Source organism: Methanosarcina subterranea (genome assembly GCF_055385895.1).
In genome coordinates, this window is sequence record NZ_AP042426.1 from 3568346 (window position 1) to 3590925 (window position 22580).

The window sequence follows — 22580 nt, forward strand, 5'->3', positions numbered from 1 at the left end:
GGGAATAAGCCAATTCTACATTGTAGTACAACAGAGCATAATAATGTACATTAGTATATGTACTTTACGCTTTATCAACCTATTTTTACTCTTTTTTCAGCGTCTGTAAGTATCTATCTATAAAGATACCCCGATTTTCGATATAGTCAAAAGGAATTTCTTACACATGCGAAGAGATTCCGACAGAAAAATAGCTCTCATAGGAAAACTGATCATGAGACAGGACATAAGAGTAACAAAGACTAGTTGGGGTGTTGCATGTCTTCGGTAGATGAACGTGAGCTGGCTGAAGTAAGGATGATTGAAGAAGGGTTTAGAAAAGCCTACGAGGGGGATGCTGAAGGGGTGGTAGATACTTTTAGCAGCCTGAGGGATTTCGCAGTACAACTAATACATCTGGACACTACTGCAGAATACGAGATTGATGCAAAAGCTCTGATAATTGCTATGGGGGATATAGGCAAAGTGACTGCCGAAAAAGGAATGGAGATTTCATCCATAGCCTCGGCTCGTGCTCTTGGGGAAGTAGCTATTGAGGCTGCGGACCAGGAAAAAGAGCTTCTTGCACTAAAAGCACTATCTGTACTTGGGAACCTTGCCCTTGAGTTCGTAAGGGGGGGCATGTACTCCGCGGCAAAAAGCGCAGCCGAGTCCCTGGGAAATTTCGGGAAAGCCTCTTCAAGGAAAGAAATGGAAGTTCTGGCAGGCCTTTCCGAGGTCTACATTATGCAGTTGTCCATGAAAGCCATGGAAGAAAAGACCTCCGAGACCTGGGATGCTGCCGTAAAACTCCTCGGAGAAATAGGAGCTTCTTCAGCTGAACAGGCAATGGAGAACTGTGCAGTCGGGGCTGCAATCCTCCTTGAAGAACTGGGTGCTGCTGCTGCAAGGAAACGAAAAGAACCTCAGGTAAAAGGTGTAATCCAGACACTTGGAAAGTTGGGGGAGTCACTTTCTCAGAAGGGCTCTAAAAGTGCACTTGTCCAGACGGTATGGGCTCTGGAAACTCTTCGGGTCCTTGCGCTGGAATATGACATGGAAGCTGCCGGAACTGCAGGGAAGCGGGAACTGGAATCTCTGAGTACAGCAGGAATTCCTGATGAAGAGCAGAATCTGGAAAAAATCCAGGAAATAAAGGAGTTTCATCAGCGTATTCTCAGAAGGAGTTAACTGCAAATAGTGCAAGTTGTAAAAAAATCATATTGAAGTTCCGGATTTTTCAAATGGACGTTAGAGTAACTTTCGGGCATAGTTTCAACTTCACAGCTCAGCCACAGAAGAAATTATTTTTAAGATATAATACAATGAAAGTATTCAAAAATCTGTTTTTCACATTATAAAACATATTAGAAAAGAGAATTGGTATTTGGTGCTCCGGCCGGGATTCGAACCCGAGTCTTCGGCTCGAAAGGCCGGAATGATTGGCCGGACTACACTACCGGAGCACATTGCATCTCACAGCGAAACCAACAATATCCCTTGTAATATATAAATCTGTCCCTTCTTCATCAGCTTCTGGTTCAGTTTGTCGAACAAACCAGCCTGTATGGTCCGAAATTTCGGGCAATGGCTTCAATTTTTTCCCAGGTATCATATTACTGGTGGAAAAATATTTAGTCAGAAAACACCCTCCATGGCTCAGAAACTTAGGGAAGCGCGGTGACAGAGAGAAAGTGGCAAACCAAAATCAAGTACATGGATATGGCAACTAAAATTGAGTAACGAGGATACGGGGATCAAAATCGAATAATAGAGATACGATAACCGTTAAATGAAAGTAAAAAGGGGAAAGCAACAGGGAAGAGAAAGGTGACAGGTAAAGGATTCAACAAAAAGATGATAGAAAGTGTAACGGAGAAGGTAAAAAATTGTAAAGGGGAAAAATATGATGAGGAGAAGTAAAGTATGATGAAGATAAAAAACGGTAATAGAATTGATAATAGAAGAATAGAAAATAATAGTAAAGTAATATAAAGATAAGAGGTCTTAGAGCAATCAAAAGAACAGAGCAATCAAAAGAACAGAGCAATCAAAAGAACAGAGCAATCAAAAGAACAGAGCAATCAAAAGAAGTTTGGTGCTCCGGCCGGGATTCGAACCCGAGTCTTCGGCTCGAAAGGCCGGAATGATTGGCCGGACTACACTACCGGAGCAGTTTGATTATGTTTAAGTAAATTTTTTTCCCTTATTGAAGGGGGTTCTTCAATAAGGGCCTCTCATATAAATAGGTATCGGTTAAGAGAGTTTATGAGGACGATTAATTAAGGTCATTCAAGATTTTTTAAGATTCTTTTGACCTTTCAGTCCCTTCGGATTTTATGAATTTTTACTTTAACTATTCATTCTTTCTCTTAACTATTCTTTCAGATCTCTTCTTCAAATTCTTCCTCATCTTCGGCTTCAATATCCATGTCTTCTCCGGCTTCTTCAGGTTTCTCAGCTTCTTCCACCATAAGGTTTCCGATCCATTCGCTGAGTCTTCCGCAGTACTCGGGCTCGCAATCCCCGGTACAGCCAGTGCAGGATGAAAACATGTCTCTTGAGAGCAGAAGGTCATATTTCTCTTTAACCTCCTCTTTTGCTTTCAGGAGGTATGTCCTTGCTCCGTTTGAAACTCCTACCTCACGGATAATAAGGTCTTTGTCCAGAAGCTTTTTTATGATCCTGGAACACTTCCTGCTGTCGATATCCAGCTCTTTCCAGATAACGTTCTGGAAAACGCCGTCTTTATGTCTTCTTATTATATTGTATGCTTCGTCTTCAAGATCCATGCCTGTTTCCACACTAACGAGGTTCCTTCTTCAGACGTTTCAGTCTTCGACAGGAGTGATCAGTATGATGTTATTGCCCCGAAGCACTACAGAACCAAGGGAGCGGACTTTTTCCCCTCTTACGATCTCCATAGTATCGACAAGATGAAGATTCATATAGTCGTCCACACTCTTCAGAGTGCCTTCAAGCAAATTAAGGTCGCCTTTCATTTCTACCTGGATCCTTGATCCAACAATTTTCTGAACTTTTTTATTTGGGAACAAAATTAAACCCTCGCTGATTTATTCTGGATTTTCGGTCCCCCGTACTCCCGGGTTCCTTCTTCTCTTATTCCAAAGCCGGCACAGGGCAAATTGTGTCAGGGCCATATAAGCATTTACAATAAGCCTGCTGCCTTCATCAGATGCTTCCTGCCAGCAACTGAAAAACCATTCCGAATCGTCACTCCACCGGCTCTTAAGAAAACTGAAATTACATACCCTTTTCAGAGATATATAACCATCGATGTCAGAGAGTATTAGAAGATCATTGTGAGCCTTTAAATCTTAAATCAGATAAGGGTGGTTAAAACGGAGTTAAACATGCACCAGAAAGAAAGTAAGTTAAAATAGGTTAAGCGCTGCTGCCCTATTTTGAGTCAGTTTTCAAGGTTTTACAATCTTAACTCTCTAAAACTCAAACTTTCCGATCAGGTTTTCTTGAGGTATTAACCACCTGATCCTTAACTCCAATAGTAACCCGACTCAACAATTATCTGAGTTCAACAATTATCTGAGTTCAACAATTATCCGAACTTAGATATAACCCTGAATATCAGTGCTTTCATCAACAGATTTTACGGGCTCTTTTCTGGGCATTCTTGGGATCGCTCGTGCAATAGGCCCGAAAACTGATTCGTACTCGTTTATGTGCTGAGTCAGCCAGCGGTTCAGTTCAAGAGCTGCAACCGGAGAGAGTATTACTTCGGCTTCAACGCGCCTTTCGATAACCCTGGATTCTGAGGCGTCCCCGAACATCTTCGGAGTATCATTGTAAAAACCAATTCTGAAATCGTAAGGGCTGTGCCCGCCTGCAGCTCCTATTGCATATATCTGCCGGAAGTCTTCAGGCTTTACAAACTCTATTGTGATACTCTTTTTCCCTTTTTTGGAAGCTGCGCTTTCAATATTTTCCCTGGATTCAACGTCTTCGGCCATAAAAATTACCTCTGTGCTTTGATCTCGTGAGAACCCCGGTATCCGGGCTCTGGTTTTTACCAGTTATCCATAAACTGGCAGGTTATTCCTTGCAAGCTATTTTTCCCGGTATAAACAGGAATATTTACCTCTTCATCACTTATAAATCACTGGTCTGCTAAAACTTTTGTAAATTATCTCAACCCTGGACTTTCTTCTTGAGCTTCTTTGCTTCTTCTGCGACTTCCTTTTTCGAATGGACTCTTGCGATCAGCTCGACAGCATCAAGATTGCGTACTGCACCGTCCAGATACCCGAAAACATCGCCCTGGTATGCTGAAATGCCATACTTATCCTCAAGCCTCTTAATTATCTGTGAAGGATCCATGCCTTCCATACGCAGCCGGATAATCTTCTCCGAAAACTTTTGTTCTGCACAGCCGCAGTAAGGTGAGTCTCTGCACGTGCAGGTTAAAAAATCCGAGGCAAAGCTCAGCATAAGTTCCCTTATTTTTATATCAAGGTGTGATAGAGACTCTCCGTCAAAGACAATATCAAGGGCTGCTCCCTGAAAAACCCTTGAAGGCATATTCACATGTAGAGAACTTCCGATCTGGTTTGCATACTTGAAGTATGCAGCATCAAAAAATTCCAGGTTAGTTACAATTTTCAGGGAACTGTTTTCCGCAAGCACAGCATCTCGAATCAGGAAAGCTTTGGAGACCGGAAGAAAATGGGCTGCAATAATTTTCCCAAAGCGGGTAAGTGCTACTTTATTTCCCTTTTTCTCAAGGAATCTGTAGCTCTGGAGACGGGAAATCTGTTTATCCAGGTCAAAGCCTCCGAACATAAGGGCATGTATATTCCTTAAATCCTGGATCGAAGAAGTGACAGCAACTGATGCAAGAACCTCTTCAAGCTGTTCGGCTTCCCCATATTCTACTCCTGCAGAAAGCATCTCCCCCTGCAGCAACTTGATTGCAACCTCCTCTTCAGTATCAGATTGTGCGCTTGAATATGATTTCCCTGGCACGGGCATGAGCACGACAATGCCTCGATCGTGATAATCAGGTCTGCCTGCCCTTCCGCTCATCTGCATAAATTCTTGGACCGAAATCCAGTCTATACCCATTGCAAGTGATTCGAATATAACTTGAGAGGCTGGAAAATCCACTCCAGCTGCAAGGGCAGCAGTAGTCACGATTACCGGAAGCTCTCCTTTTGCAAAAAGGGTTTCTACTTTTTTTCGTTCATACTGTGAAAGCCCTGCATGGTAAGGGGAAGCCTGGATTGAAAGAGCTCCTGCAAGCTTATGGCAATTTCTCCTTGAATTCGTAAAGACTATTGTCTGTCCCCTGTGATTTTTCGAAGAGAGCATCGAATATTCTTCTTTTGCAAGCTGGGAAATCAGGTTTGCCTTCTCATTTTCCTGGCAGAAAAGGAGATGCCTGTCTATTGGAACCGGTCTGTGTTCATATCGGACAAGCCGGGCTTCGAGTTTCTTTGCATAGGCTGCAGGGTTTACAACGGTTGCGGAGAGATAGATGAACTGGGCTTCAGGCGCAATATAGCGAAGCCTTCCTATAAGCCCGTCAAGCCTGTGACCCCTTTCCTGGTCTTCGAGCATATGGACTTCATCTATAACAACAGTTCCTATCTTGCCAAGAAAATCGGCATTCCCTGAGCGGAGCATGTGGTCTACGCCTTCATAGGTCCCCACAATGATATCTGCATTCGGGCTTGTGTGCATTTTCATGCGCTGAGAGGTCTTTATGAGAATTGCGCCAATCTTAATGGAGGTTGTAAGCCCGAGTTTTGAATAGCGTTCCGTGAACTGGTCATATTTCTGGTTTGCAAGGGCTACAAGAGGAACCAGGTAGAGCATTTTCCCTTTTTTTTCCAGCAGGTTCTGAACCCCTGCCATTTCCCCAATCAGAGTTTTTCCGGTTGCGGTTGCAGAAACCACAAACTGGTTTTTTCCTTCAAGAAGCCCGGCTTCTACAGACAACGCCTGCACGGGAAGCAGGGTTTCGGATTTCTGAAGAAGCATTTCTTTGAACTTTTTTGCAAGGGGGAGGTTCTTTATCCTGACCGTGGCTTCGGAGGGTTTTGTCCTGATAGTGTCATAACGTGTGAATTCGGGGTCCAGCCTCTCAGGGCTTAACATACGGATTGTCCTGTCAAGGTCTCTTGTTTTGGAGAGAACCTGCTCAAAGAAATCAACGGACCTTTCCCCATACTGTACGCCAGCGGAACGGATTGCTCGCAGGAGTTCTTCTTTTGCACAGTCTGCACAGATAAGCTCATCGTGGTACTTGATCGACTTGCTGTTTACAAAATTAAAACGCTTATTAATCCAGCAGTGTTTGCAAATTTTCACCTTATCTGCATTGAGCTGAAACCCTTTAAGCATTTCAAGAAAAGCCTCTTCATTTGCAGGGTCCCCTCCTTCTGCCAGCATGATCCTATTTGCACTGCGCAAAAGCTCTATGAACTGCTGGGGAGGAATAAATTCTTCATTTTTTTTGCCGGCAAGAAGCCTGATTTTGTGAGGGCGCGGACCTTTGTAACTGTCCTTTATATGGAGCTCGGCCACGGAAAGAGGCTGCTTCATCCGGTCCTTTATTGTCATTACTATAATTTTTGATTTTTCAGCGTAACTGAGGACCCAGAGCGTCATTGTTTATCCTGATATGTGAATAATATAAGTAAGCTTCCTTTCGAAGTTTGAAAAACGATGGTATTCTATCATCTTGACGACATCTCCGCCTTGAAGACGCCTCTGTCTTGATGTCTTAATACTGCAGCATTGCCTGTGAAAATTAAGATGTGAATGTAAATTTAAAAGGAAATACGCAATGATTTTCAGTAACTCTTCTAAAACGGACAGGTTTTCCAGGAGACAAAACCTGATTTTCCTGGTAGTTAATGCTTTCCTGAGCACTTCTTCAGGGTATCTCCATAGTATCTACGTATATAGGATCTATTGTATTTATATTTTATCACTTGATTATTATATAATAATCGTACTTGTCTGTTTCTGGCAACAAATGTTCTGATTTTTCAGAACGTGAACTACTCCTCCCTGTCGCTTACGCTCCGAGGAAGGAGCTTCTTGTTTCATTCCCTGCACTGTTCATGAGTCCACAAGCTCAACCCTGCGTTCCACAGACAATCCTTGGTTGAGAGCAGACAGGTTCATCTGACCAGGGGATTAAGCTGGATAAAGAGAAATGGTTAAACAGAGAAGTTAAATTGAGCAGTATGCAGGTTGAATAAAGAAATCAGGCTGAAGAGAAAGTTTGAGATTTCAGTTTATACCGATATTTTCAGTTGGTACATTTCAGTTTATACCGATATTTCCAGTTGATACCGAAATCTCAGCTGAGACTGATATTTAGCGAATACTTTCTCCATCTACTCTTTAAAAATGTTAAAGGCAGGCTCCTTCCTTTGCAAACCTGCACATGCATTTCTGGGTTTCCGGAATGTTTCCTATCACATCCGAGAGGATTTCGAAGATTGAGTCCTGAGCTTTCCCGACAACTTCTGTGACTTCATCTGCGGTTAATTTCTGTGTGGTCATCCCACATGCCTGGTTTGTAACAATGGCGAGGGAAGCGTAACATAGACTAAGTTCCTTAGCAAGGACTACTTCCGGCACACCTGTCATGCCAACAACGTCTGCAAACTGGCTCATCATGCGGATTTCAGCCCTTGTCTCAAAGCGGGGACCTTCAGTACAGGCATAAATTCCTTCTGTATAGGAAAGTCCCTGTTTTCCCAGAGCATATTTAAGAGCTGCCTTTATTTCAGGACAGTAGGGCTCAGTAACGTCAACGTGGACAGTTTTATCGTCATAAAAAGTTGAAGGCCTGCTACAGGTAAAATCAATGAAATCGTCAAGCACGACAAAACTGCCAACAGGATGCCCACGCATTGACCCGACAGAGTTTGTGGAGATTACACGTTTTGCACCCAGGGAATGGACAGCCCACACATTTGCTCTGTAATTAACTCTATGTGGCGGGATATGGATTTCTTCGGCGTGCCTGGGGATTATTGCGACGCTTTTTCCTTTTATACTGGCAATATATGCCGTAACTCCCCCATAGGGAGTCTTTACCGGCTGGCTTTCGCATTCTCCGTATGAACTGAAACCCACACCCCCAAGCACTGCAATTTCTGCAATTTCAGATGCCTTATCCATTTTTAAGTCTCCTTTTCGGCGTTTTTAATACTGAGCTTATTGGTTTTCAACTGATTGGTTTCTCTGGTGATTGGTTGCTCTGGTGATTGGTTGCTCTGGTGATTGGTTGCTCTGGTGATTGGTTGCTCTGGTGATTGGTTGCTCTGGAGTTCATGCGATTTTTTTATTTCTCCGACCTCTCACTCGCTTCTCGTTTTCCGGAGTCTGGTTAGATAGAGAATACTTTATCCCTGCAAGGGCAATGAGGACTGCAACTGTGATAGAATATACGAAGTACTGCAGAGCAAGGGTAGGATCACTCAGAGACCCGTCAGATATGGCAGCCACTGCCAGGATATATGTGCTTGCCCCCCAGAAAAGAAGGCCTGTTGCGATCACGAATAGGGAAATAGAGACATTTCTATATATGGGCCTGCCATCCGTCTTGAGATCGAAAATCTTTCCCAGGTCTGCGAGCAGAACGGCTGCTGCGTACCACCAGATAGAGACATTGATGAAGACCGAGATAAGTGTCAGAGTTCCGTGATACCAGACCCCTTCTGCAGAATAGAGTTTCCATACCTCCATAGCTCCGTATACAGTGGCTACAAGACTGGTAAGCAGAGCAGCAGTATAACTGATGAAAACCATTCTCTGCTCAAGGAAAGCATCCCAGAGCTTTTCTTTCTCAAGGGCAACAATGTCGTCGAGACCGAAGCCCCTGTACAGCATGTAAAGCCCTACAGCTGCAAGAATTCCCACAACTGCCCCTTCGGGATAACGGGCAAGCAGGAAAATCGCATATATGAGAAAAGCAAGCCCCAGAGGTACAAAAAATGTCTGAGAAATCTTGGGGTCACTGAAAGCATGCTTGAGGATATAGTACGTACTTTCCAGGTTTTCACTCTGCATAACAACAATCCGTTTTACGGAGTCGATTTTCATCCTGGACTGCACAATAGGGACAAGAGTCTCATCTTCTGCCCCATCCGAAACAAAGACAGCTCTCTGCACGTCGTTCATCTGAAGATAAAGCTCAAGCTGTTCGGCGATCTTCTGGTCTGAGATCACTCCGACATTCTTGTCTCCTGCAAAAGAAACTATCTCCGCGTCAACTCCTTTTGCCCGAAGCTCATCAAGGATCCGGATCCCTCCAAAAATGGTATTTGTGTCCGAATCCTCAGGGTCAGCAATCCCGAGTGCAACTGCTGCCTGAACGTTTGCCTCCCTTCCTACAATGGGAGTTCCCATTTTTGCTTTTTCACCGAGGTCGTTATCCCTGTCTATGCATATAACTAAGGTCTGCATGTCTCCTCTATTATTTTTATTGAGTTGTCCTGTCCCGGAGAGCGAATCTTTGCTGGATACGATATTGATTCAGCTTTTATATGATCCTTGACGGAGTTTTCAATAAACTCATTTAATTAGTTAAGTTGCCTTACTCTTTACAAGCATACTATTTTAATTTATACTTTATAAGCCTGTAGCGTCATAAAATCTATTTAAAAACCATTTTTCGTCATGACAGGTTTTAAGCGTCAGCTTGGAATATGCTGAAAATTGCAAAAACGACAATTAATGTCAATCATTTAGGTATAAAATTGTTTTGGATGTAAGGTGTAAGCAGATATTAAAAAAAGATAGTTTTTGATTGATTGATTGATTGATTGATTGATTGATTGATCTATTCCGGAATTCAGGAGGAAATTTTTCAGATTTTACTCCCTGAGCCGTAAGAGACTGGAGTAAGCTTGTCAGCCAGATAAGTATTTTCCTTAACCCTAAACCGTTTTTTAATTAAGGCAGACATAAACGATTCCGCCAGCTTTTCTGATGGTCTGGAAAAAAAGTAGAAAAATACAAAAACAAATAAAAACGACACCATATAGCTAATATTGTGTAAGGGTCAAAATTAAGGATTCATGATTTAGAGCTGCCATGATTTTGAGCTGTCGTTATTTTCTTAGTGCTCTAAAACATCAACCAGGTAACAGGGGATGACCAAAAACCAATGGATAAAATAAGGATATTTAAAAGAAAAAAATAAAAGCAGATGAGATAGCCGATGAGAAGATAGAAGTCTTCTCTTTCATCATTTTATCTTTTCTTCTCTGGCTTGACGGGATTGTTGTGCTGAAGAGACTGGTTTGGATTTTACTTGGTTTTACTTGGTTTTACTTGGTTTTACTTAATACTTGTTCCCCTGGGTACAGATAGAATCAACAACTTCGCCTTCGATGATCGTAACAGTCACTGTGGCTGTATCGACCATAGTATGGTCTTTTTCAGAAATAAGATCAAACTTGTAGACGAACTGCCAGCATGAAGAGCAGTTGAGATTTGTGCTCTCAACAAGAACCGGTTCTGTCAGATTATAGGTTTTATAAGAGTCAAGGTCTCTTACATAATTCCCGGCTATCTGCTGGCTTTCTTCTTTTAAGGATTCATTCAATCCACCGCTATTTCTGTCGTTGCTCTCGGTACAGCCGGATATGGCAGAAAAAATACAGAAAAATATCAGAGTAAGGAAGAAGGTAAACCGGACTTTCACATAAATTCGTCCTTTTCTTCGGGCTTGTTTTTAAAAGAAGTACAAAATGAAAGTATTTAAGAATTGCTTGAAGTTTGTTCCCGTTTTTAACCTTCCAGGCGTTTATCGGTTTATACCTGTGAAATAAAAGGAGTTTCAAAAAATAAAAGGAATTTCAAAGCTTCAGGATCAATGTTGTTGAGATTATATAAAATGCATTAAGTACGGATTCTCCTAAAAAAACTCCCACCAGGCACTTAATCACGGGAATTCTAAGACTTGAGCCTATATACACGATCAGATCTGTAGGTACAAGAGGGAAAAAACTCCAGCCAACAATTACCGGGAGTTCTTTGTCTGTAATGCTGCTCCTTATTTTTCGGACATATTTTCCGTATTTTGTTTCAAAATATGAGTCAAAGCCCATGTACTTTGAAAAGTAGTATACAATGATAGAGGAACTCAATATACCTGCCATGTTTACGGCGAAAAGCTCCATAGGGTCAAAGATTAATACTCCTGCCAGGAGGAGGGGAGTTGAAGGGATCATGGTCAGCCCTCTGACTGACAGGAGCAGGAAATAAATACTCAGGGCTATGTAATGGTACTCTTCGGAGAGTTCTTCCAGGAAAAAGATATTTATTTCGTCCGGAAAGAGGAAGTATGCTATTATCCCTCCTGTTATCAGGAGCATCCAGAAATAAAAAACGAGCTTTTTCGGGTTCATTTCTGATCGCTCACTTCCTGCCCGGATCTGCCGGTGGTTTCATATCCTTATGAAACGCTTCACCTTTATTTTCAGAGGCCCTGTGTACTTTTCTAGTACTTACATAGACAAGATCGGTATACTTGTTTATTCCGTAAAGCGTATAAGTGAAATTGTCTTCCGGGTCCTGAATATCATAAGTAATTATCAAGAACTCGTTTTTCTTATTGGAAATCCCGTAGTGGCTCTCGAAAAGTTCTATAAAGTCATCTTCCTGGCTTAATGAGACATTGAAATATTCCAGCGCGAATTCTTCTTTTGTGTAAGTCTGAAACTTAAACTCATGAGGATCGGTCCCGCTGTGCTTAACAAGTAAATTGACGTGTGTATTCAGAAAAAAAGGGTGAGAAAAAACCAGAATACCTGATATAAAAATAAGTATAGATAGAGTTAACATGGTATAGATGATAATTTTCAGGTATTTTTTCATCCTTCCTGTCATTAACCTGAATTAGCTTTGTAACAGTTATAAATATAATCCCTTAATGAAACAATTATTTTAATGGAGAATCTTTTCAAAAAATCCTTTTAATAAATACGTTAAATAAATAAATTGAATAATCAGTCTAATAAGTACATAACACACACAAATAAAACCTGAAATAAAAATACAAAATGAAATCCACTCTTTTCGCCCTTTTCTTAACTTCCCATATTTAAACAAGACGTTTTGTTCATAATGGGTAATTTTATAATTCAGTCCTGCCTAATGTATAAAATCTCTTAGAGGGAAAAAATATGCAGGCTTACTCGGGTTTTCTCAGGAGGTTAATAGCCTCGATAATTGATTCTTTCATAATTATCCTTCTTGTGGCATTCATCCAGTTCATCTCAGGAACAATGAGCGGAGCTTTTTTTTATATTTTATTGATCCTGCTTTCCTGGAACTATTTTGCCTACCAGGAAAGTTCAGTCAGACAGGGGACAGTTGGCAAACAAGCAATGAACATTATCGTAACTGACCTTAAAGGAAACCGGATTTCATTTGAACGTGCAACGAAGCGTTTTGTGGGAAAAATTCTGGCTTCCCTTCCTTTCTTCGCAGGGTTTTTGCCAGTTCTTTTCACTGAAAACAAGCAAGGTCTGCATGATAAAATAGCAAAAACTCTGGTTCTTGTTAGAGAGGATTAATTCCTGTTTTCAGGCTTTTTTCTTTATTTATTTCTTTCTTTCTTTCTTTCTTCTCTCTCGCTCTTTCTTCTCTTTCGCTCTTTCTTCCTGTTATCTTTTTTGTTTTTCTCTTGCTTTTTTCTGTTTCTCTTTCTTCGACCTGATCTTTCCGTTCAATTTTGTCTTGCAATAATTGGATTTTTGCGCTGTATCAGTTAATTATATTATTTAGAATGATTAAATACTTTTATTATCCCTCCCATAATAAACAGGAAATTATTTGCCGCCAGAAGAAGAAAGGAACGGTTGTCATGTCCATTTATGTTGATCAGCGCAGGTTTATAAAGAAAATTTCCGTTAAAAGCAGTTCAACTCTAGATTATTATGTCCAGAGTAGCTCAGTCCAGAGTAGCTCAGTCCAGCGTGGTTTGTTTCAGGATTATTCTGCCCAGAGCATCCCGGTCCAAAGCAGCCCGGTCCAAAGCAAACCCTTGAGTCTCCACAATTCCTTTCCAGACAATTCCCCTGTCTCTTTATTTTCCGGGCAGGATCCAAGGCTGAAGGTTTTTCTGGATATGGATGGAGTACTTACTGATTTTACAGGCGCATGCGAGAGCTTAAGCGAACATATGATGTTCTGGTACACGGCAGATAAAGAGCGTTTCTGGAAATATATTACAGCGGCAGGAGCTGGCTTCTGGTCAGATATGCCCTGGATGGCTGGAGGAAGGGAACTTCATGGCTTTCTTATGAATTCCGGCTTACATCCCACGATTCTTTCTGCGCTTCCCAGCCCGGATAGAAAAACTGCTATGGCCAATGCCAGAAGAGGAAAAATAGAATGGCTAAAAAAGGAACTCGGGACTCCATACGCAAATAATGCAATTCTATGTTTCCGCCCGGAAAAAGCCCTGCAGTCCGGAACCTCCAGAGTCCTGATCGACGATAATTCAGATAATATCCGCGAATGGGAAGAAGCAGGAGGGACAGCTATCCTGCATAAAAGTACGGATCGGACAATCAGGTGTCTGGGCAAAATAGTCAAAAAAGAACAAGAGGCCTGAACTTTACTCCCTTCTTCCTTTTCTCCTGTTCTTCCACGAACCCTCTGTGGCTGTTGTTTTTATATTTGGCTGGCAGATGGCTATAAAAATGTGCAGCTAAAAAGTAAAAAGCCGGAAGTTAAAATCTCTGGATACTTTTGAATAATATAAAAGACGGTCAGGAACCGGCAGAGATAACCCAGAAGTTAAAAATTGTTAGCCGGATAATCTGAATTAAATAGTTAATCTGAGTTTTTATTATTGTCTGTGCTCTGCCGACTTTCTGATACCTCGATCACATGAAACTCTATTCATCCGGCAGGGGCACTTAATGTTTATTTTGTAGACTTTATTCTGTGTCTGTCCTTCTGTTTTTTATAGCGTTCATTCCGGTTTACCTTTCTGTTTTTCATAATATATTAAAAGGAAAGGATTCTTGTCCCCTTTTGTTGCGGGAAAACAAGCATCCTTTTCGAACGTGAGAATTAAGAGTCTTGCTTCCGCCTGAAAAAGAAGAGATAAGGGGAGACATCCATTTGTGGAATATTAGGCGGAAGCACCATAAACAAAACACAATTAATTTATTTTAACCTGATTATCCGGATAATAAACCTTAGCTCCTGGTTAATAATGTCTGACTTACAAAAGCCTGAATCACAAGAGACATGGAAAAATTCAGGTTTATAATTAATGGTTTTCCTTATTTCCAAGAAAACTTAAAACGGAAGGGAACTTTGGTCCCCTCATTTTAAGAATGAAAGTCCTTTTCTTTCAGTTCGCTTTTTAGCTATTCCTTCTCCGAAGTAAAAAAGCAATGCATAAGAGTCCTTCAAAAACTAAAAGAGTTCCGAATCCAGGTGTACTTTCGTCTTCCATTCCTGTCACTGGCTCATCATATGATGCCTCTTCGTATACCATATCGCTCTCAGAAAGTGAAGCCTGGGAAGATTGTGTCTGACTACCTGAAAAAGCAGCTATTTCGCCTTTTATAGGTGGCTCTTCCGCAGGTATTTCAGAAAACGTTTCTTCCCCGTCGGCTGATTCCGGATTGGTAAATTCAGGGACTTCCACAAAAAGAGAGGTGTAGGGGGTCACAAACTCGAATTCAAAAGCTAGGTTCGTTACTGCAGACACGAGATGTTCGTGTTCTCCTTCTACTTCAATCCTGTCCAGCAAGGATTCGATTGTGGTGTACGCCCAGAGGCGGGGGATGAAGTAATTGTCCGCTTTCGGGCTCACAACAGATTCTTTTGAAAAAATTCTAGCCCCTGTCCTGGTACTGGTCGAAATATCCGCCTTGATTCTGCCGATTTATGGGCTGTATTTTCCAAGGACAATAGCATCTGAGCCTGCAAAGAGGTTCTTTTCCCCGGTGTTTACAAGTTCGGTGACCCCACCGCTATAGGAGAAGTCCATGTCCGTGACCAGGGGGGTTGAAATCGTTTCATAGAAGCTTCCTATTTCCTCAGAAGCATTGTTTTTCAGATAGAAACTCTCCGCAATCCCGTAGTTTTCCAGGCTCATAGCTCTGAGGAAGTGGTAGTTGCTTTCGTTCTCGATCCCGAAGGCACTCGAGAAGATAGATACCTGTGCGGTGTTGGCATCTTTAATGTTCTGGCGGATTGCGTATGGGGAAACAACGCCTATGGTGGGTTCCCCATCGGTTAAAAAGACTATGATCGGAACCCTTTGACTCTCCGGGCTGAACATACCTAGAGCTGTCAGCAGGGCTTCGTTGATATTTGTACCCCCGTCTGCTTCAAGGCTGTTTACGAAATCCAGGGCCCCTTCCTTTTCTTCCGGGTCGGCTTTCAAAAGGGTTTCGGAATAGCTCTGCACCGTGGAATCAAAAAAAATTAAGTTAAAATAGTCCCCTGACGGGAGATCTTCAATGATTTTTCCGAAAACTTCCTTTACCTGCTCGATTTTGTACCCTTCCATAGAGCCAGATTTATCGAGCACGAAAACGACTTCCTTGTCCATCGCTGAAGTCCCGAGATCTGCTTCCTCCGGGGAAAAGACGTGCATAAAGTATCCTTCACCCCCATTTTCGTAAAACAGCATGTTTCCGTTCAGGGGAGGGTTTTCAGTCTCGAACATGACCCTGATTTCCGAAGTAGGGTGAGAATTCGTTTCATACCTCACCTGTCCGCTGTTTGCTGAATGGTACTCAACCTCAGCTGCCGGGAAATCCGGAACTTCCAGGCGGGTAAGCTGATTTTCCGAATTGATGTTTATAGTTACCGAGAGGTTATCTGCTGCCTTTCCACTTTCCAGGAACTGTATAAGTTCGTATTCCCCGAGGGTTTTCTTGAGAGCCTGTTCATAGGTCAGCTTCACGATGATGCTCTGCTCGGGCTCAAAGCTCAGGGCATAGGCGAAAAGATTTTCATCCTTTGTTTCGAGGAGACCTGCTGTCCTTCCTTCAGATGCGGCAGACTCGAATTTTTCGGAAGCCTCTTCATTTGGAAGTACATCAGCCCTGTATTCTTTTCCATCAATAATCAAGGAAAAGCCCGAAATGAAAGCCTCTTCAGGGATCGTGAACTACCCCTCCCTAAAGCTCTGGCCTAATGGCTCAAGCTTTTGAGGGAGGTGCTTCCTGCTTCATTCTCCAGAGCAACCTCTGCGAGTCCACAGGCTCTACCTCTTGTCCCAAGAGTGCAAATTTTTTGATGTTAATAGCGGCATTAATGTCTCTATCGTGGTTAGTTCCGCAATCGGGACACTGCCACTCTCTTATTTCTTCAGTTAGATCTTGATATTTGTATCCACAAACATTACAGGTCTTTGATGAAGGTTCCCATTGTCCTATCTTCAATATAGTTTTTCCTAACCATTCTGCTTTATACTGTAATTTCAGGACAAAACTATACCAACCTGCATCTACGGTTGATTGAGCACGATTGTGGTTTTTCATTATTCCCTTGATATTCAATGTCTCAATAGCTATTGCTTGGTTATCGCTTATGAGCTTTTTTGAAAAATTGTGTTGGAAGTCATGTCTTTGAGTTGAGATTAGTTCGTGCAGTTTTGCAAGCTTATGTACTGCCTTTCTTCTGTTTTTAGAGCCGATTACTTTTCCCGAAACTCTCCTCTGCAAACACTTCAGCCTTTCAAGAGAATTCTTCAGGAATTTAGGATTATCAATTTTCTCTCCTGTTGATAGTGCAGCAAATGTTTTGAGTCCTACGTCTACTCCGATGAGAGTAGCATGAGAAAAAGGTTCGGGTTCCGGTAGTTCTATTCCATCATCCGTTAAGACGCTTATATAGTATTTTCCAGTAGGAGTTCTCGATACTGTTAATGTTTTCATCTTTCCTTGAAAAATGTCTCTGTGCATCTTAACTTTTATCCAACCGAATTTAGGCAACTTAATTTCTAACTTTTCTACATTAAGATCATAATGTTGTGGAAGCTGGAAAGAAAAATGATGATCCTTTTTGCTTTTTCTTTGAGGATAACCGAATCCGAAATTGAAAAAGTTTGTGAAAGCTTTATTAAGATTTCGGCCTGCTTGCTGAAGTGCCCCGGCGTTAATCTCTTTTAGCCAGGGATATATTTCTTTTAGAACTAACAAGTGATTATTAAGATCAAATTCAGAAATACTTATTCTACAATTTCTATATAATGTAGATTTAATATTTAGAAGTTTGTTGTAGACGAACCGAGTACTCCCGAAGTGTTTTTCCATAAGAACTTTTTGTTCTTTGTTAGGGTAAATCCTGTATCGGTTTCCTCGTTTCATTGGCATTATATATGTTTTGAAACTATGTTAAGATTAACAGATTTACTGCCGGTAGAATGTCGGGAAGTTGACGGCTTCCATCCCCCACCTGTTCGATCCGGTAAACCGGATCTCCTGAGGAGGGGGTCATCTCGCCTTAAGAGATAAAACTGAACTGGTCTTCAACTGCAGTATCAGCCAGGTTGCTGAGTTTTTCTTCAACAGAGGTAATGGCATACCCATTGTTTACGTATGTACTGAGCGTCAGGTATTATGCAACAGGGCTGGCTGCCCCAATCTGGATTGATGCCAGCAAAATAAGGCAAATAACAAGAACTTTCCTTATACAAAATCCCCCTTTAGTTGATCCGATTTTCAGAAAATTTTTGACTTTTTGGTGCAAGAATTCAGGAATAATTCAGCAAATTACTTATTACTGATATGTATAAAGATGTGCAACTGTTTTATTTATATTTGACTTTAGTTACGGATTCTTTCGAAGTTATACAGGAAATTCGTATGATACATAAGAAAAAGTTCTTTAAAAAAATTAAAAGTCTTTCAATAGAATTTCGTAAATATATATGAAATGATAAATTAGCAAAGTTATATACACTACCGTATTTTTCTATAAGTGACTAGCTCTATATTCACGCCACCTCTATGAAATTAATTGGAGTAGATCAAATGAATAAGAGAAGAAGATCAAAGTTTATTGTTTTGCTTATAATTACCTTGTTTTTTGGGATAGTGCTTGTTCCGGCGACAAGTGCCACTCCGGAAAAAATAGCCACCGAGAAAGAAGGGAATGAACCGAAGTCTGTTGAAGCTTCAAAATGGAATGAATGGAAACAGGCCCATACTGTAGAAGTTGAAATGACAACGGTTTATGATTACAAAAAAGACGGAACACTCAAAATTACGGAAACTTATTCTGGAGAGAAGCTTAAAGGCAAATTTAAGGTAGATAAACTCACAAGGTCACAGGCTTTTTCTGTCTCTAACAGAGAAGAAGTTGCTGTTAGTGCTGAAAGCGGAAGCTTGAAACTAAAGCCCGGAGATAAGAAAGAGTTCATGACCCAGGAATCCATAGTGATTACTACCGAAAATGACCCTTATATGTGGTGGACTACTTTCTCAACTGCTTCTCCAACTTTTTCTTCAACTTCTCCCACCTATCCCCAGTGGACTTTCTCAAAGGTTACCTCACTCTCCAAGACTTATTACAAAATGGAGGACCCCGTAAATCTTATCTGGGAACAGAAAAGTTTGAAGGTGATTAAAAGCGTAATCCTGAATCAAAAATGGGTTGATAACCCTGTGAATACACCCATTATATTCCGTATCCTGACGGAACCTGGGTTGCTGGAGACGGAATGGCTGACAGCAAGTACAGGCTTTCCGGAGGGTACCATTTGAGGCTCTGGGAACTTCCAGGTGGGAACGTAGTTTCAAATGCCCATCATGATGACAAGTTCTCATTATCCCGGGACATCAGGTAGATGGATATGAAAACTCAGAAACTAAAATTGCCGGATTTTTCGGAACCGCATATGGGGTATCCTGGCTGGACAATATGTGCTATAGTAATTACTATAAAGCCTATAACGACGGATCGGCAACACTGTCCCGATAATTAAAAAAGTAACACATTTTGAATTAATGTGAAAACAAAAAAACCTTGAATAGCTAAAAATACTTATTTTAATTTATTTTTAAGGGTCTGTTAATGAGGCCCATAAAAATATTTTTAGTAAATGCTTACTCCTTTTACCGAAGGCAGGTTCAGGATTTCGTCCACAAGGTTTCCGGGCACCTTGCGGTCAGTGATAATGGTGAGCCTGGGGTTATCAGTAAGGTATGGATCATCTGAGACTGCCTGGCGGATACTCACATTGTTTCTGGAAATCAGGCCTGCTACCTCTGCAAGGATTCCAACATGAGCAGCATCCTCAGGAATAATAATGATCACTCCCAAACCAAGGGAAGGAGCAACGTCCCTGAGGAAAGGTATAGAATGGACATTCTTAAAAATAGTACTTAGAAGTTCGTCCGAAATAATGGTTTTTGTGGTTGCGTCAACCACCCGCCGGTCCACACCGGCTTCCTTTGCAAGCTGAGTATGTGCTATCTCGATGGATCCGGAAGTTACTTTTCCTTCCTCATTAACCTGGAACCCACGTTCAAAAATTAGTTTAAGCACTTTTGCCTGCGCAGGGTATTTTTCAAACTTTTTGAGTAGTGTCTGCCACATATAAACCTAAGTTTAAAATGAGTCCCCTGATATATAGTTTACTGATTGTTGCGAACCCGAACCTAAAAGATAGTCAAGAGAAGAATTTTTCACCGACTTTTTTGAGCTTTACAAATTTTTTAAAATTTGACAATTGTCTGCGTTAATTTGATGTACCTGCAGGACAGGAACCTGTACATGGAAATTCCAGCATCAGGCAGTAATGAAAAATCCCGAGAAACAGAATACCAGCTAATTCTTATTGCCGCCCTCAAAAAGGAAATAGAGATCGCTCGCAGGCTTGACCCTGAAAAGCTTGCAGCCGAAATAGAAAAAACAGGTTTTTCCTGCCAGCACTGCGGGAAATGCTGCAGACGGGCTTTTGGGGATAACAGGGTAGTTTTGACTCCTCATGAGATTGAGAAAGTCAGGGAGTATACAGGACTTTCAAAACTGGAGGTTGCAGGACCTCTTATCCCTGAAGCCTGCCAGCCTGAAGAAATCGGAGAGGATGATGAATGCAGGGATACAGAAGGTTCTTTCAGGTCATCAGAAAAAAACGAAGGACCAAATGAAGAGCCGTTTTCAGAACTCTCCGGGCTGTTTGAGCTTCTGAAGGAAGATATTGATTCGGAAGGAAATATTCATGCCTTTGGCTGGATGCTCAGGCGTAAAAAAAATGGAGACTGCGTTTTCCTTGAGAAAGACACAAACCGGTGCAGGACATATCCTGTACGCCCGATGCTCTGCAGCACCTATCCTTTTTACATTGAAGGGCTTAAACTGTACACCTGCGAATGTGAAGGACTTGGATATCACATTTCTGCGGAAGAAAGCCGAAAACTTGCAGAGGCTCTGCTTTCCAGATATATCCTGGAGCTTGAGGATACGCTTGCCATGTACGAAAAATACGATGATTTTAAAAGAGAGGAAAGAGGCCCGGAAATTGCTAAGAATAATTTTGAAAACGGCATCTGTATTTATATAATCCATGACAGCAAAGGAATTACAAAAATTATTGAGTGAGTTGTGGATTTCAGGAGACACTGATATTTCCTGAATGACTGATTGATACTTTCCGGGATCCTGGAAGAAATTTTTAATTTTCTCTCCCAATGCCGCACGGGGCCGGGACCTGCCTGTAAGCCAGAAAAAACAACAGTTAAATCAATGCCACGGTTGAGGGAAACGGTATATCGAAGAAACATCCCCTAGACTAAGGTAATACTTACTTTTTCCCTGAAAACCGATTTCGAATTCACAGCTAAGCATAGTGTGTCCCCACCAGTTTGTCTGGCAGCCGGCCGAAAGAAACAAAAGGAAAGTAAAAAAGAGTTGATCTTCTCTTTCTTCCTCCTCTTTTTTCTCATTTTTGTTTGAAAGACCACTTTCCTTCATCGAGCGTAATAAAAAACGACACGGGACAGTGAATGAAGTTGCACGGGTTAGAAATATTGCATAGTCCGCTTGAACTCAGATTACTGCTAAAACTCCTAAATCAGTCCTCTTGAGCGAAGCGCAGCGGAGCGAAAAGGACCGCGTACTCCCGAGGCGCAACTCGGGCGAGGCGCAATTCGAGCGAAAAAACTTATTTGAAAATATATTTTATTCGACCTGAACTTCATTTTTTTTCTGGATCATCAATTAAATTTATTTATTAGAAAGCGCCAGTTATTCCCCATGACCGGAATGTCTGGTAGTGACAATCGCCCGATGACCGTTTCGGAGAAGATCTTTTCGAAGGCCTCCGGAACTCCCGTGAAAGCCGGGGATTTTGTACTGGCAAACATAGACCTGGCAATGACCCACGACATCACAGGTCCGCTGGCAGTCCAGGGCTTTTACGAAATTATGAGAGATGAAGAAGAAAAGAAAGTCTGGGACCCCAGCAAAATCGTAATTATATTCGATCACCAGGTCCCTGCAGACTCAATTAATGCTGCACAAAACCATATCATGCTCAGGAAGTTTGCAAAAGAGCAGGGCATTTTAAATTATGATGTGTATGAAGGAGTCTGCCACCAGGTCCTGCCCGAAAAAGGGCATGTGCTGCCCGGAGACCTTATTGTGGGTTCTGACTCCCATACCTGTGCATACGGGTCTTTAGGAGCATTTTCTACCGGCATAGGGTCTACTGACATGGCTGCAGTTTTTGCTACAGGCAAACTCTGGTTCAGAGTCCCTGAGACCTTCCGTTTTGAAGTCGAAGGAAAACTGCCGAGGCGAGTTTACTCAAAAGATCTTATCCTGCACCTTATAGGGGATGTCGGAGTAGAGGGTGCCAGGTATATGGCAGCTGAGTACGCTGGTTCGACAATCCGCTCCCTTTCCGTCCCAGAGCGCATGACTATGTCCAACATGGCAATCGAGATGGGAGGAAAAGCAGGAATTATTGAAGCCGATGAGGTTACCGAAGCATACCTTAAAGAGCGTATTCCAGGCTACAAACTTGATCCTTACTGGAAATCCGATGAAGATGCTAAATACCTGGATGTCAGGCATTACGATGTATCTGATCTTGAACCCCAGGTAGCCTGCCCTCACAATGTAGATAACGTAAAGCCGGTAACGGAAGTCGAAGGCACGAAAATTGACCAGATCTTTATGGGCTCATGCACTAACGGCAGGTTTGAAGATATCAAGCTCATGGCAGATATCATGGGTGACGAACCTGTTGCAAAAGGTGTACGCCTCCTGGTAGTGCCTGCTTCAAGGACAGAATATATGAAACTGTTAAAAGCCGGATATATTGAAAAACTCATGAACGCCGGCGCAATTGTAGAATCCCCCTGCTGCGGACCATGCATGGGCGGCTCTTTCGGCCTCCTCGGCCCCGGAGAAGTCGGACTTGCGACCTCCAACCGCAATTTCAAGGGTAGAGAAGGAAGTGCAGAATCATTTGTGTACCTTTCCTCCCCTGCAACAGCAGGAGCGTCCGCTCTCACAGGAGAGATCACTGATCCCAGGAAGGTTTGAAAAACCCTCCTGTTTTTACTTCTTTTTAATTTTTTCATTACCTATTATTTATCTTGAAC

20 protein-coding genes and 2 tRNA genes are annotated in these 22580 nt (G+C 41.9%); 6 read left to right on the forward strand and 16 right to left on the reverse strand.

All coding sequences use genetic code 11. From position 1 onward, the window contains the following. Nucleotides 1-258: 258 nt before the first annotated feature. Complete coding sequence (locus tag ACZ5A8_RS15510; RefSeq protein ID WP_464530152.1) at nucleotides 259-1170, forward strand: hypothetical protein; 912 nt, start codon at nucleotides 259-261, stop codon at nucleotides 1168-1170. Nucleotides 1171-1367: 197 nt separating this feature from the next. On the opposite strand, the gene ACZ5A8_RS15515 is transcribed toward ACZ5A8_RS15510, so the two are convergent. The 11 genes from ACZ5A8_RS15515 to ACZ5A8_RS15565 all read right to left on the reverse strand — a co-directional run bounded on the left by ACZ5A8_RS15515 (nucleotide 1368) and on the right by ACZ5A8_RS15565 (nucleotide 11874). Next, nucleotides 1368-1445 (reverse strand) — tRNA-Glu (locus ACZ5A8_RS15515). Between the two features lie 630 nt (nucleotides 1446-2075). Further along, nucleotides 2076-2153: transfer RNA gene (locus tag ACZ5A8_RS15520), tRNA-Glu, on the reverse strand. Nucleotides 2154-2363: 210 nt separating this feature from the next. After that, nucleotides 2364-2771 carry a helix-turn-helix transcriptional regulator gene (locus ACZ5A8_RS15525; protein ID WP_464530154.1) on the reverse strand — a complete coding sequence of 136 codons (408 nt, stop codon included), beginning with the start codon at nucleotides 2769-2771 and terminating at the stop codon, nucleotides 2364-2366. 39 nt (nucleotides 2772-2810) lie between these two features. Continuing rightward, a complete protein-coding gene (locus tag ACZ5A8_RS15530) occupies nucleotides 2811-3035 on the reverse strand; it encodes an LSM domain-containing protein (RefSeq protein WP_048134347.1) in 225 nt (74 codons plus the stop codon). 531 nt (nucleotides 3036-3566) lie between these two features. Beyond that, nucleotides 3567-3968 (reverse strand): DUF3467 domain-containing protein, encoded by a 402-nt coding sequence (locus tag ACZ5A8_RS15535; protein WP_461650716.1) that lies wholly within the window; start codon nucleotides 3966-3968, stop codon nucleotides 3567-3569. Between the two features lie 178 nt (nucleotides 3969-4146). After that, the gene (locus tag ACZ5A8_RS15540) at nucleotides 4147-6627 is read right to left on the reverse strand and encodes a DUF5814 domain-containing protein (protein ID WP_464530156.1); all 2481 of its coding nucleotides are present in this window, start codon (nucleotides 6625-6627) and stop codon (nucleotides 4147-4149) included. A gap of 753 nt (nucleotides 6628-7380) precedes the next feature. Further along, nucleotides 7381-8157: an S-methyl-5'-thioadenosine phosphorylase gene (mtnP, locus tag ACZ5A8_RS15545; RefSeq protein WP_464530157.1), complete on the reverse strand. Its 777-nt coding sequence runs from the start codon at nucleotides 8155-8157 to the stop codon at nucleotides 7381-7383. Between the two features lie 150 nt (nucleotides 8158-8307). Then, on the reverse strand, nucleotides 8308-9444 hold the full coding sequence (locus ACZ5A8_RS15550; RefSeq protein WP_464530159.1) for a DUF373 family protein: 1137 nt from the start codon (nucleotides 9442-9444) through the stop codon (nucleotides 8308-8310). Between the two features lie 880 nt (nucleotides 9445-10324). Beyond that, a complete protein-coding gene (locus ACZ5A8_RS15555; protein WP_464530160.1) occupies nucleotides 10325-10588 on the reverse strand; it encodes a hypothetical protein in 264 nt (87 codons plus the stop codon). Between the two features lie 253 nt (nucleotides 10589-10841). After that, on the reverse strand, nucleotides 10842-11393 hold the full coding sequence (locus ACZ5A8_RS15560) for a VTT domain-containing protein (RefSeq protein WP_464530162.1): 552 nt from the start codon (nucleotides 11391-11393) through the stop codon (nucleotides 10842-10844). Between the two features lie 10 nt (nucleotides 11394-11403). After that, on the reverse strand, nucleotides 11404-11874 hold the full coding sequence (locus tag ACZ5A8_RS15565; protein ID WP_464530163.1) for a hypothetical protein: 471 nt from the start codon (nucleotides 11872-11874) through the stop codon (nucleotides 11404-11406). A gap of 296 nt (nucleotides 11875-12170) precedes the next feature. On the opposite strand from ACZ5A8_RS15565, the gene ACZ5A8_RS15570 reads away from it, so the two are divergent. Continuing rightward, on the forward strand, nucleotides 12171-12563 hold the full coding sequence (locus ACZ5A8_RS15570; RefSeq protein ID WP_229391526.1) for an RDD family protein: 393 nt from the start codon (nucleotides 12171-12173) through the stop codon (nucleotides 12561-12563). Here the strand turns inward: ACZ5A8_RS15570 and ACZ5A8_RS15575 are convergent. After that, entirely contained in the window at nucleotides 12550-12732 is a 183-nt protein-coding gene (locus ACZ5A8_RS15575; protein WP_464530165.1) for a hypothetical protein, read from the reverse strand. The two genes, ACZ5A8_RS15570 and ACZ5A8_RS15575, sit on opposite strands and share 14 nt — an antisense overlap. A gap of 385 nt (nucleotides 12733-13117) precedes the next feature. Here ACZ5A8_RS15575 and ACZ5A8_RS15580 point away from each other — a divergent pair, with 385 nt between their 5' ends. Beyond that, on the forward strand, nucleotides 13118-13606 hold the full coding sequence (locus tag ACZ5A8_RS15580; protein ID WP_464530166.1) for a 5' nucleotidase, NT5C type: 489 nt from the start codon (nucleotides 13118-13120) through the stop codon (nucleotides 13604-13606). A gap of 762 nt (nucleotides 13607-14368) precedes the next feature. On the opposite strand, the gene ACZ5A8_RS15585 is transcribed toward ACZ5A8_RS15580, so the two are convergent. From ACZ5A8_RS15585 to ACZ5A8_RS15595, 3 genes are all read right to left on the reverse strand, one after another. Further along, a complete protein-coding gene (locus ACZ5A8_RS15585) occupies nucleotides 14369-14824 on the reverse strand; it encodes a hypothetical protein (RefSeq protein WP_464530167.1) in 456 nt (151 codons plus the stop codon). Nucleotides 14825-14896: 72 nt separating this feature from the next. Further along, a complete protein-coding gene (locus ACZ5A8_RS15590; protein WP_464534161.1) occupies nucleotides 14897-16126 on the reverse strand; it encodes a VIT and vWA domain-containing protein in 1230 nt (409 codons plus the stop codon). Nucleotides 16127-16163: 37 nt separating this feature from the next. Next, a complete protein-coding gene (locus tag ACZ5A8_RS15595) occupies nucleotides 16164-17279 on the reverse strand; it encodes an RNA-guided endonuclease TnpB family protein (protein ID WP_464530169.1) in 1116 nt (371 codons plus the stop codon). Between the two features lie 720 nt (nucleotides 17280-17999). On the opposite strand from ACZ5A8_RS15595, the gene ACZ5A8_RS15600 reads away from it, so the two are divergent. Then, a complete protein-coding gene (locus ACZ5A8_RS15600; RefSeq protein WP_464530170.1) occupies nucleotides 18000-18731 on the forward strand; it encodes a hypothetical protein in 732 nt (243 codons plus the stop codon). 331 nt (nucleotides 18732-19062) lie between these two features. Here the strand turns inward: ACZ5A8_RS15600 and ACZ5A8_RS15605 are convergent, their stop codons facing one another. After that, complete coding sequence (locus ACZ5A8_RS15605) at nucleotides 19063-19566, reverse strand: amino acid-binding protein (RefSeq protein ID WP_229389979.1); 504 nt, start codon at nucleotides 19564-19566, stop codon at nucleotides 19063-19065. 126 nt (nucleotides 19567-19692) lie between these two features. On the opposite strand from ACZ5A8_RS15605, the gene ACZ5A8_RS15610 reads away from it, so the two are divergent. Together ACZ5A8_RS15610 and ACZ5A8_RS15615 are read left to right on the forward strand one after the other, a co-directional pair. Then, on the forward strand, nucleotides 19693-20571 hold the full coding sequence (locus ACZ5A8_RS15610) for a YkgJ family cysteine cluster protein (RefSeq protein WP_464530172.1): 879 nt from the start codon (nucleotides 19693-19695) through the stop codon (nucleotides 20569-20571). Between the two features lie 687 nt (nucleotides 20572-21258). Further along, nucleotides 21259-22521, forward strand: a complete 1263-nt coding sequence (locus ACZ5A8_RS15615) for a 3-isopropylmalate dehydratase large subunit (RefSeq protein WP_464534163.1) — start codon at nucleotides 21259-21261, stop codon at nucleotides 22519-22521. The last annotated feature ends 59 nt before the right edge of the window (nucleotides 22522-22580 follow it).

Coding starts and splice junctions, on each gene's coding strand:
- ACZ5A8_RS15510 (WP_464530152.1), top strand. CDS start 259: ATGTCTTCGGTAGATGAACGTGAGCTGGCTGAAGTAAGGATGATTGAA.
- ACZ5A8_RS15525 (WP_464530154.1), bottom strand. CDS start 2,771: ATGGATCTTGAAGACGAAGCATACAATATAATAAGAAGACATAAAGAC.
- ACZ5A8_RS15535 (WP_461650716.1), bottom strand. CDS start 3,968: ATGGCCGAAGACGTTGAATCCAGGGAAAATATTGAAAGCGCAGCTTCC.
- ACZ5A8_RS15540 (WP_464530156.1), bottom strand. CDS start 6,627: ATGACGCTCTGGGTCCTCAGTTACGCTGAAAAATCAAAAATTATAGTA.
- mtnP (WP_464530157.1), bottom strand. CDS start 8,157: ATGGATAAGGCATCTGAAATTGCAGAAATTGCAGTGCTTGGGGGTGTG.
- ACZ5A8_RS15550 (WP_464530159.1), bottom strand. CDS start 9,444: ATGCAGACCTTAGTTATATGCATAGACAGGGATAACGACCTCGGTGAA.
- ACZ5A8_RS15560 (WP_464530162.1), bottom strand. CDS start 11,393: ATGAACCCGAAAAAGCTCGTTTTTTATTTCTGGATGCTCCTGATAACA.
- ACZ5A8_RS15565 (WP_464530163.1), bottom strand. CDS start 11,874: ATGACAGGAAGGATGAAAAAATACCTGAAAATTATCATCTATACCATG.
- ACZ5A8_RS15570 (WP_229391526.1), top strand. CDS start 12,171: ATGCAGGCTTACTCGGGTTTTCTCAGGAGGTTAATAGCCTCGATAATT.
- ACZ5A8_RS15580 (WP_464530166.1), top strand. CDS start 13,118: ATGGATGGAGTACTTACTGATTTTACAGGCGCATGCGAGAGCTTAAGC.
- ACZ5A8_RS15595 (WP_464530169.1), bottom strand. CDS start 17,279: ATGGAAAAACACTTCGGGAGTACTCGGTTCGTCTACAACAAACTTCTA.
- ACZ5A8_RS15600 (WP_464530170.1), top strand. CDS start 18,000: ATGAATAAGAGAAGAAGATCAAAGTTTATTGTTTTGCTTATAATTACC.
- ACZ5A8_RS15605 (WP_229389979.1), bottom strand. CDS start 19,566: ATGTGGCAGACACTACTCAAAAAGTTTGAAAAATACCCTGCGCAGGCA.
- ACZ5A8_RS15615 (WP_464534163.1), top strand. CDS start 21,259: ATGACCGTTTCGGAGAAGATCTTTTCGAAGGCCTCCGGAACTCCCGTG.